Below are 10,402 nucleotides of genomic sequence, written 5' to 3' on the forward strand. Positions count from 1 at the left end.
CGAACATGAAAATCATTCGCCCCATTCATAGTGAAGATTATGCGTCACTGTATGCCATTGCCCAAGAATCTGGAGTGGGTTTTACTTCTTTACCAGTCAACGAAGTGTTGCTTAGAAGTAAAATAGACAAGTCAGTTCAAGCTTTTGCAAAAGATGTCTCCGAGCCATCAGATGAAAGTTATCTGTTTGTGATGCAAGACCAAGAAACCCAAGAAGTGGTAGGCACCAGCGGCATAGTAGCGGGTGTCGGTTTAGACGATGCCTTTTATCATTATCATTTAAGTAAAGTGGTTCATGCATCCCGTGAACTTAAAATTTATAATAATGTCGATATCCTGACGTTGTGTAACGACTACACGGGTGTCTCTGAAATATGCACTTTATTTTTAAGGCAGAATGCTAGAGAAGGCTTAAACGGGCGATTATTATCCAAATTCCGCTTTTTGTTTATGGTGGAACACAAGCAACGTTTTGCTGAAATCATTATTGCCGAAATGCGTGGTATTAATGATGAAAATGGTGAATCTCCTTTCTGGCAATGGCTTGAAGAGCATTTCTTTTCTATGGATTTTCCTACGGTTGACTACCTTACTGGTATAGGTCAAAAACAATTTATCGCTGAACTGATGCCCAAATACCCCATTTATGTAAGCTTGCTCAGCAAGCAAGCGCAAGCGGTAATTGGACAAGTACATGAAAAAACCAAACCAGCTTTACAACTTCTAGAGCAAGAAGGTTTTAGTTGTAGAGGTTACGTAGATATTTTCGATGCAGGCCCTACAGTTGAAGCAAACTTGAAAAATATCCGTAGTGCGCAAGCCAGTAGAAAAATGCAGGTTAAAGTGAGTGATGACGTCGCAGACAATCACCCATCCTTTTTTGTTATCAACACTAAAGTACAAGACTTCCGTGGAGTATGCACTTCACTCGTTATCAATATGGATACTGAAGTTGCCACTATCGGCCAACAAGCCGCCGATGCACTCGGTGTAAGTGATGGCGATAACATTCGTTTTGCTCCGACTCATTTCAGGACATAAATATGAATCAACATACACATTTTATTGCGGGTAATTGGCTCGCGGGCGAAGGTCACGACATTAGCTCAATTGATCCCGCAAAAAAAAGCATCATTTGGCAGGCTAAATCTGCCACCCAAGAACAGGTTGACTCCGCAGTCAGTGCTGCCCGTTCAGCCTTTGTTGCTTGGAGTAACCTCTCTTTTGAGACACGTTTATCTTATGTGAAAAAATTCGCTGAATTGCTCGGGGAAAATAAACAAGCACTGGCTTTGAGCATCGCTCAGGAGACTGGCAAACCACTATGGGAAACAGCAACTGAAGTAGGCGCTATGATAGGCAAAATTGCCCTGTCCGAAAAAGCCTACCATGAGCGCACAGGCACAGTAGAAAATCCTATGCCATTGGGCAAAGCGTTTATCAGGCATAAACCTCATGGAGTGGTGGCTGTGTTTGGACCTTATAATTTCCCAGGGCATTTACCAAACGGACATATAGTGCCGGCACTGCTTGCGGGTAATTCCATAGTGTTTAAACCAAGTGATCTGACCCCAGTAGTTGCAGAGAAAACCATAGAGCTTTGGCAACAAGCGGGTTTACCTGCTGGGGTATTGAACATGGTGCAAGGTGAAGTAGAAACCGGCAAAGCCCTTGCTGCTCATAGCGGCTTAGACGGTTTGTTTTTTACCGGTAGCTCCCGCACTGGTAGGTTGTTACATGAACAATTTGCTGGGCACCCTGGCAAAATACTCGCATTGGAAATGGGCGGAAATAACCCACTTATAGTCAAAGATGCAGCTGATATTAGTGCTGTTGTGCACGATATTATTCAATCTGCTTTTGTGACTTCTGGTCAACGTTGTACTTGTGCTCGACGCTTATTTATTCAACAAGGTGACGCGGGTGATGCAATACTTCAAAAATTGATTGTAGCAACCAATAACATTCAAGTAGGTATGTATGATGCTGAAGCACAACCCTTTATGGGCGCAATGGTTTCGCAACATGCAGCGTCGTTAATGGTTAAAGCCCAGCAACAATTAGTAGAACTAGGCGCAAACCCTTTAGTTGAACTTAAACATCTAGACACAGATTCGGGTTTTGTTAGTCCTGGTATCATTGACGTAACAAACATTCTTAAAGATATGCCCGATGAAGAACATTTTGGCCCATTACTCAAAGTCATTCGTTACAGTGATTTTGACCAAGCCATAGATGAAGCAAACAACACCAGCTTTGGATTGTCTGCAGGTTTATTGTCAGATAGCCAAGCAGACTACCAACATTTCTATCAGCGTATTCGTGCTGGCATAGTTAACTGGAATAGGCCTATAACTGGCGCCAGTGGCGCCGCACCTTTTGGTGGGATTGGCGACAGTGGCAATCATAGAGCAAGTGCTTACTACGCAGCTGACTACTGCGCTTACCCCGTTGCATCTGTGGAATTAGAAAAGACAACATTACCTGGCACTTTGAGTCCAGGGTTAAGCATTTAATTATAGGATTTGAGCTTTCGAACTATGCACAACAAAATTGACACTTTGTTTAGCCATTTATGGCAAGACTACTTAAGCATTACGCCTTCAGCAAAAAAAGTACATGATTTATTGGAAGGCCATGAATTGGAGCATTCAGGCAAAAGCGCCAAGTTAGGGAATGACCATATTGCGTTGCGTACTTTTAATATTGAAAAAATTAACTTGGATAAGCTTGCAGCGCACTTTCTGGCATTAGGTTATACAGAACAAGGGCAATATGACTTTGTAGAAAAAAAACTACGAGCCAAACACTTTGAACACCCAGATGATACTCAACCTAAAGTTTTTATTAGTGAGCTGATAGTTGAAGAAATGCCCTCTGATGTTCAGAAAATCATCCTTAAGTTGACAGCTAACATTGCTGAAAATGCAGCACAACAAGATAACTTTTTGTATTCAGGTACCCATTGGCAAATCAGCACCGAAGAATATGACGTTCTAGTAGCACATTCGGAATACGCAGCTTGGATGTCTGCTTGGGGATTTAGAGCCAATCATTTTACGGTAAGTCTAAATCACATGGGGCATTTACAATCTTTGGCCGAGCTCAATACATTATTGAAAAATTCAGGTTTTGTATTGAACACGTCAGGGGGAGAAATCAAAGGTGGACCAGAGGTATTATTAGCCCAATCTTCTATTATGGCAGATAAAATCGAAGTACAGTTCGCCAATGGTAAGAAGCTAGTACCTAGCTGTTTTTATGAATTTGCGCAACGCTACAAAATGCCTACGGGTAAATTGTACCAAGGCTTTGTAGCCGCTTCTGCCGATAAAATTTTTGAAAGTACCAATACCCAATAGATGTTCTTAAGATAGAGTTTTAGCAAACTCTATCTTATTTCTGTATACATGAAGACAAGGATGTTTTAGTGAAAAAGTCAATTGGGGTTTTAGCCGCGTTGTTAGTCTTTGTTTTCTGGATGTCAGGCCAGGATCTCTCAGATGGTGACGCTACTAACAGCCAAATTACAGTACTAAAGTCCGCAACCGACCTACAACAAATCAACGGGAATCGAGAAAACCCAAATTTTTTGGATCTTTCTACTGCTACATCAAAGTTAGAAATCAATACACAAGCACATCCAAACAATGGGTTAGTAACGTCGACATGCACCACGACTCAGCAGTTAGACTCAGATCCTAGACAAAAGGCTGTGTACCAATGGTTAGAAGAATCCTTTGGAGTAGACCTTGATACAATCGCTAATATTTATGCTTATTCGTCAGAAACTGAATTACTTCAAGCCGCTCAAAAAGGCGATTCAACGGCTATGCTGGCCCTTGGTATAAATTATAAGTGGTACGCTTTTCATGACAATTTTCAGTCAGATAGACTGAGACCCAAGGATTTACCTGAGGTCAGTTATACGGTCAAACCTTTAGATAAAAATATCATGGATAAAGCTAGATATTGGCTTATGCAGGCCGCCCTCAACAATCAATTAATCGGATTGAACGAGCTTGCTTTTTCTTATGCTGATGAAAAAAATCACACAGAAGATATGAAAGAAAAGCAGGCTCTCGAAATCAATTTTTTGGCTTATTTTGCGTTAGTTGATGCATTGCAACCCAGTACCGAGAAAACAATTCCAACTAACTTGTTCTATGTTGATGAAAAGGCAAAGCAAAAATCTTTGGAAAACAAAATGGCAGAACTAGTGACCCAATGGCGCGAAGACAGACTTAAAATGGGGCAAAACGAAAGCCTTGAATTAAATCCATCAAAAGAAATAATAAACTATCTAGAATTACAGAAAAATTTATGTCGGGATACCAATAAAGAGCAGTGATAGGCTAATTGAACTAAAACACTACTCTAAACAGTAAATGAAGCGCCACAACCACAAGTTGTTGTTGCGTTAGGGTTAGTCACTAAAAAGCGTGAGCCTTCTAATCCTTCAGTGTAATCCACCTCACCACCCACTAAATATTGCAGGCTCATAGGATCAACGACTAAGGTCACTTCATTTTTATCAATGGTAGTGTCACCTTCATTTACTTTTTCATCGAAGGTAAATCCATATTGAAACCCAGAACACCCACCACCAGTGACATACACCCGTAATTTCAAATTTGGATTTTCTTCTTCTTCCACCAACGTTTTTACTTTTCTAGCTGCGGCATCAGAAAATTCAATAGGTAAAGCAACTTGCACTGTCATAACTTGCCTCGGCAAAAATGGGATTAACTCTTAATTGTATGGATTATCCAGTACCTGACTAATATGGTCAAGTATTCGCTAATACTAATTAATTACTATTCAGTCCAGCATACTCTAGTTAATCTGACTTAATGACCCTCTTTGGTTTGATTGTATGAACATATTCAAACATGGTACTTAGCCCCCATTTAACAGGAGACACTTACAACAGGTTAGTTAGGATTGATGTCCCAATTAAATACTGTAGTTAACTCACCTTTCTTACGTTTAAACTGAAAAATATCGGCATGCACAGAGACTTGTTCTGGTTGGAAACCTTCAGGTAATCGTATTTCACCAGCAATCACCTGAAAATATTTAAAGCTAAAGGTCAAACTTTTTTGCTCTTGATCAGATAACATAGAGTCAATGGGATATTGCTTTGCTTTACCATTTTCACTGCCAATTAACGTCACCTTCAAATTTCCCTTAAGGGTATTTTTAGTTTTATTTTGTTGCATCAACACTAATTCAAATCGATAAGAATTATCACTTAAAGCAGGCTCTAGGTTAAATCCGTCAATTAAAAAGCCTTGTTCATTTAATTCCGGTGCCATCACTTGTTGATAAAAGGCAAGCTGAGTACGTAGCTCTTTTTCAGTATCGATACTTTTTCCAATTTCAATAAAGTGTTGCTGCTGAGTCAGTCTTGCCACTTCAAGCTCAACCCCTAATACATTGAGTTTTTTGGTCAGTTGCTCATTTTCGAGTTTCAGGTTTTGAATACTTTTTTCATGTGTAGATATAGTCATTTGCTGCTGCGAATAATAGGCGTTTCCCCAAAAGAATCCCGCATACAGGGTAGCGGCAATCACCACAATGAGTGTGAGGTAAAACTGGAATGGTCCAGTCTTATTCTTGAGTTCAGAAATTATCAATTTATGCCCTTTTTAAAGCTACCACGCTTTTCTATGTGAACAGGATATTATCATTTAGTGATTTACAATGGTTGATTGATTTATGAAAAATCTAAGGACTCTGTATTGATAGTTTAACTCTATAAAATACAATGGCTTGTGATAAGCTTCTAATTATCTGAGCTATAAATACCAATATTTATGAACCTCAACGCCTTCAGAAAAGAACTCGCCACGCCACGCACCTCAATTCAATTGTGTGCTATTGCTATTGTGGCTGGTGTTTGTTCTGCAGCGTTAATCATTGTATTTCGTTTATTTATCGAATGGATACAGTTATTGTTTCTGCCAGAAGTGAATAACTTCAGTGCCTTGTCACCTAATACTCGCTTATTTGTACCTATGGTTGGTGCAATATTGATTGTAATTATCGCCTATTTAACCGGTTTTAAACATTACCGTATGGGCATACCGTTTGTGATCCACAGGGTCAAACACTACTTTGGACATATTCCTTTTCGCACAACCATTAATCAATTTTTAGGGGGAGCCATAGCCCTTGCTTCAGGTTTTTCTGTTGGCCGAGAGGGGCCCTCTGTTCACTTAGGGGCATTTGGTAGTAGTTTTATTGGGCAGTGGTTAAAGTTGCCCGACAACAGTATTCGTATTTTATCTGGTTGTGGTATTGCTGCAGCGATATCAGCATCCTTTAACACCCCTTTTGCAGCCGTTCTTTTTGTGATGGAAGTGGTAATACGGGAATACAAAATCCATATTTTTATTCCCATTATGCTGGCAGCGGCTTGTGGAAGTGTTATGACTCGGGCGGTATTTGGAGAAGTCCAAGAATTAGCCTTTATTCAATTTACCGATTTTAATCACTGGATATACCTTTATTTAGTGATATTTGGCATAGTGTTAGGTGCATTGGCCACCTTTTTTAATAATAGTCTCATGGCCATCATTCGTGGTTTTCATCGGTTTGATATGGTGCGGCGTTTACTGATTGCCGGTGCAGTCACTAGCCTAGTAGGTTTTATATTACCCGAAGCTCTGGGCACTCACTTTAATTCAGCCCATGCATTATTTTCTGAAAATTATGATATCCAATTATTGGTATGGGTGCTTTGCGCCAAATTTATTTTAACCATAGTCGCCTTAGGACTAGGTGTGCCCGGCGGAATAATAGGCCCAGTATTTGTAATTGGTATGTTAGGCGGAGTACTTTTAGCCAGTCCTCTGGGTTTGTTTGTGAATGATGTCAGTGAACTTCATGGAAGCTTTTCATTGTTGGGCATGGCAGGTCTGATGGCAGCAGTAGTGCATGCTCCATTAGCAGCTTTGTCAGCGGTTATGGAATTGTCTTATAGCCCCGAACTTGTGCTACCAGCGATTCTGGTAATAGTACCTGCCTACGTCACGGCGACACAATTTTTAGGCAACCGTTCTATCTTTATACGTCAACTCGATTATCAAAAATTACCTTATACAATTTCCTCAGTAATGGAATATTTGCAAAGGACAGGTGTACTGGCAATAATGGATACTGAATTTACTATGGCGCAACGAGATAAAGAGCACTTGGTATCTGAATTGGCCATCGCTGATCAAAAAGCCTTGGTGTATAAGTCTTCTGTTGATGATCACACAGAATACGCCTTGGTCAGTTATGATAACGGCAAAGGTGGTGATGCAATACGTATGACACTCACACCTATGAAGGCCGTCAGATTTCAAGCTACTTTGGCAGAAGTGTATGCCCTATTGTCCCCCAACAGAGCTGGAGCTGTTTACATCTTTTCCAATACAACAGATGATATAGTGGGGATTATTTCATGGGAAACCTTGCGCCATTATTTGCATAAAGCTAATTATTAGGAAGCCAACCTTTCAATGACAATTTTGTGGATTAAAGCCTTACATATATTTTTTATGGTTGCATGGATGTCAGGCTTGTTCTATCTGCCTAGATTGATGGTCTACCATGCCCAGACTGATGTTCAAGCAGTGAAAGATCAATTCAAAATAATGGAGAGGCGACTTTGGTATTTTATTACTCCATTTGCCATTTTAACCTTAGTGTTTGGAGTGTGGTTGATTAGTTTGTATGGCAAAGAATGGTTTGTAGCCGCTAAATGGTTACACCTTAAACTCACCTTAGTGTCGGTGGTATATATTTACCATTTTTACTTATTCAAATTGCTACGAACATTTGCTAACGACCAGAATACTCATTCGCCACGCTTCTTCCGTTTTTTAAACGAAGCGCCGGTTTTAATTGTTTTAGCTATTATTGTTTTAGCGAGCGTAAAGTTTCTTTAAAATTTTAAACGCGCATTATACTCTAGGAAAAAGATCAGGAGAATCGATATGGATGTCAACCAGCAACGCCTTAAGTCTTTACTTGACCAGACTGACTCAGCTTTTGAAGAATATAAACAACACCCCGCATCAGAGGATTATGCACAAGCCTATGAAGAAGCCAAAATAGCCCTTGATCACTATATGCTAGAAATCCGCTTATCGATGCAGCAAAAAGGCAAAAAATCTTAACCTAACTAGCTGTCCATATCATATAAATATGACAGCGGTATTTAATCCTATCCTCAGAAAATGTTATCATTAGGTAATCTAATTACAGGTTGTGCCTGTAATACCTACACATATTTCATTCATACCACTCATCGAAGAGCCCAATTACATGTCAGATAAATTAGCCGGCCACTACTCAGATATTCTTTCAATTTTAGGGGAGGACGTCAGTCGTGGAGGATTGCTAGACACGCCTAAGCGTGCAGCCAAAGCCATGCAGTTTTTAACTGATGGTTATGAAAAAAATCTAGATGAGGTAGTAAATGACGCTATTTTCGAAGCAGATACAGATGAAATGGTTATTATCCAAGACATCGAGTTTTACTCGTTATGTGAACACCATATTTTACCTTTTATAGGACGCTGCCATATAGCCTATCTACCCAATGGCAAAGTATTGGGCTTATCGAAGTTTGCTCGCATTGTCGATATGTACTCTCGGCGCTTACAAATTCAAGAAGGTTTAACCAAACAAATTGCTGACGCAGTGCAGCAAGTAACAGGTGCTACTGGTGTAGGCGTCATTATGGAAGGTAAACACATGTGTATGATGATGCGCGGTGTACAAAAGCAAAACTCTTCTATGATCACCTCTGTTATGTTGGGTTCAATGCGCACATCTGATGCGACCCGTAATGAATTTCTACGCTTAATTGGTAAATAGCCGCCTAAAAGACAAACGCCATGTCGACAATTATTGGCACGGATTTCCCATAGTTTACAGGCTGAGACTCAAATCTCTCTATACTGGTGCAGTCAGGATTAAATAATCACAGACTGCCCAATTATTTACTATCGCTTTGCACTTTTAAAGGGCAGAGGCATGTTTCATTTACGAGAAAGTTATAATGTTTAAAAAGCTCCACGTCCCTTGTTTGTTTATCTTTTGTATATTGTTCAGTGCTCAAAACACCTATGCACAAGATCTTAGACCCTATGGGCCAAAAGAATTTACAGAAAAAAACAAATGGACCGCGATTGTTGCCGCCTATGCACCAGAAATTAAAGCCATAGACCAAGCATTCTCGCAGCTGGCTGATGCACAAATTAACCAGACTTTAACCATCAGGGGAGTCAAATACCAATTGGGCACCTACAAAGGCGAACCTGTGGTGATATTTACAACTGGCATAAGTGTACCCAATGCAGCCATGACAATGCAGATGGCACTAGATTATTTTCCTATTGACCGCGTTGTAATGATGGGCATTGCGGGTGCCGTTAATCCTGATTTCCAACCTGGTGACATTGCTGTGCCAGAGCGTTGGTATTTCCATGATGAATCCGTTTATGTCAATCCTGATCCAAAACAAGCAGGCAGTTTTGTGCTACCAGATTATTATGAAAATGCCCAAAAGAGTTACCAAGCAAGGCGTAAACAAGATCCCCATTCTCCAGCTTATGAGAACTTTGGCTATGTACATCCAGAAGAAATGGCCGTCATTAAACAGGGCTGGGATCAGCCTCAACAAATGCCGTACTTTACTGCGACTGCTGAATTAATTGAACTGGCTAAAAAAGCAGTTAAAGCGGTGAGTCCAATCAAAATGCCTTCAGGCAACCCAATTAAAATTAAAGTGGGTGGCAATGGCGTAACAGGTTCGGTGTTTCTTGATAACGCCGAGTATCGTAATTGGTTGCAACGAGTATACAGTGCCCAAGTAGCTGAAATGGAATCAGCGGCTGTGGGTCAAGTCTGTTTTGTTAACAACGTAGACTGGATAATTATTCGATCAATTAGTGATTTGGCCGGTGGGCAACACGGTAAAAATGTTGAAAATGTATTTGATGGCATTGCATCTGGTACAGGCACCAAATTAATGATTGGTTTACTCGACCAAATAGTTGCCTTGGAACAACAAAAGTAGCTCTTAAAAGGTGTAAGTAATAATCTCAACTTAGTTGCAGCTTATTACTTACATCTTTCTACCGCTGAGGCAAAGTGAGATGACAGGTAACTTTGAGCCTACGAGCATTAAACCTAAAGGTGAAGAATGTGCCAATACCTGTCATTCCCGTGGTAGTTTGAAGCAAAAATATTGAACCTCGGAGGGCACCGGGTGCCGCGCACAGAGAGAACAGAGGAAAAGATATTTAGGGTGTGAGTTCAACCGGTGAAGATTTACAAGCTATTACACGTCATTCCCGCGAAGGCGTAATACTGTTCGTTTAAGGCTTTTTCTTTAAATGTGC

General features: G+C 40.3%; 11 protein-coding genes. 9 read left to right on the forward strand and 2 right to left on the reverse strand.

Translation table 11 applies throughout. The annotated features are described in order from the left end of the window. Positions 1–5 precede the first annotated feature (5 nt). The 4 genes from astA to AAC000_RS12775 all read left to right on the forward strand — a co-directional run bounded on the left by astA (position 6) and on the right by AAC000_RS12775 (position 4,350). Complete coding sequence (astA, locus tag AAC000_RS12760) at positions 6–1,040, forward strand: arginine N-succinyltransferase (protein ID WP_339723173.1); 1,035 nt, start codon at positions 6–8, stop codon at positions 1,038–1,040. Positions 1,041–1,042: 2 nt separating this feature from the next. After that, entirely contained in the window at positions 1,043–2,515 is a 1,473-nt protein-coding gene (gene astD / locus AAC000_RS12765; protein ID WP_339723174.1) for a succinylglutamate-semialdehyde dehydrogenase, read from the forward strand. Positions 2,516–2,539: 24 nt separating this feature from the next. Continuing rightward, positions 2,540–3,361 (forward strand): DUF1338 domain-containing protein, encoded by an 822-nt coding sequence (locus AAC000_RS12770; RefSeq protein ID WP_339723175.1) that lies wholly within the window; start codon positions 2,540–2,542, stop codon positions 3,359–3,361. Positions 3,362–3,429: 68 nt separating this feature from the next. Further along, a complete protein-coding gene (locus AAC000_RS12775; protein ID WP_339723176.1) occupies positions 3,430–4,350 on the forward strand; it encodes a hypothetical protein in 921 nt (306 codons plus the stop codon). Between the two features lie 26 nt (positions 4,351–4,376). Here AAC000_RS12775 and erpA read toward each other — a convergent pair whose 3' ends face one another. Continuing rightward, the gene (erpA, locus tag AAC000_RS12780; RefSeq protein WP_339723177.1) at positions 4,377–4,721 is read right to left on the reverse strand and encodes an iron-sulfur cluster insertion protein ErpA; all 345 of its coding nucleotides are present in this window, start codon (positions 4,719–4,721) and stop codon (positions 4,377–4,379) included. A gap of 212 nt (positions 4,722–4,933) precedes the next feature. Then, positions 4,934–5,638, reverse strand: coding sequence for a DUF6776 family protein (locus AAC000_RS12785; protein WP_339723178.1), 705 nt, complete (start codon positions 5,636–5,638; stop codon positions 4,934–4,936). Positions 5,639–5,818: 180 nt separating this feature from the next. On the opposite strand from AAC000_RS12785, the gene AAC000_RS12790 reads away from it, so the two are divergent. The 5 genes from AAC000_RS12790 (at position 5,819) to AAC000_RS12810 (ending at position 10,077) form a co-directional block, all read left to right on the forward strand. Then, positions 5,819–7,495, forward strand: coding sequence for a chloride channel protein (locus tag AAC000_RS12790; protein WP_339723179.1), 1,677 nt, complete (start codon positions 5,819–5,821; stop codon positions 7,493–7,495). A gap of 15 nt (positions 7,496–7,510) precedes the next feature. Then, positions 7,511–7,939: a CopD family protein gene (locus AAC000_RS12795; RefSeq protein WP_339723180.1), complete on the forward strand. Its 429-nt coding sequence runs from the start codon at positions 7,511–7,513 to the stop codon at positions 7,937–7,939. 48 nt (positions 7,940–7,987) lie between these two features. After that, a complete protein-coding gene (locus AAC000_RS12800) occupies positions 7,988–8,170 on the forward strand; it encodes a hypothetical protein (RefSeq protein WP_339723181.1) in 183 nt (60 codons plus the stop codon). A gap of 148 nt (positions 8,171–8,318) precedes the next feature. Beyond that, the gene (gene folE / locus AAC000_RS12805) at positions 8,319–8,873 is read left to right on the forward strand and encodes a GTP cyclohydrolase I FolE (RefSeq protein WP_339723182.1); all 555 of its coding nucleotides are present in this window, start codon (positions 8,319–8,321) and stop codon (positions 8,871–8,873) included. Between the two features lie 184 nt (positions 8,874–9,057). Next, a complete protein-coding gene (locus AAC000_RS12810; RefSeq protein ID WP_339723183.1) occupies positions 9,058–10,077 on the forward strand; it encodes a 5'-methylthioadenosine/S-adenosylhomocysteine nucleosidase in 1,020 nt (339 codons plus the stop codon). The last annotated feature ends 325 nt before the right edge of the window (positions 10,078–10,402 follow it).

Origin of the sequence: uncultured Paraglaciecola sp. (assembly GCF_963977085.1) — a bacterium.
In the GTDB taxonomy this organism is placed as follows: Bacteria; Pseudomonadota; Gammaproteobacteria; order Enterobacterales; family Alteromonadaceae; genus Paraglaciecola.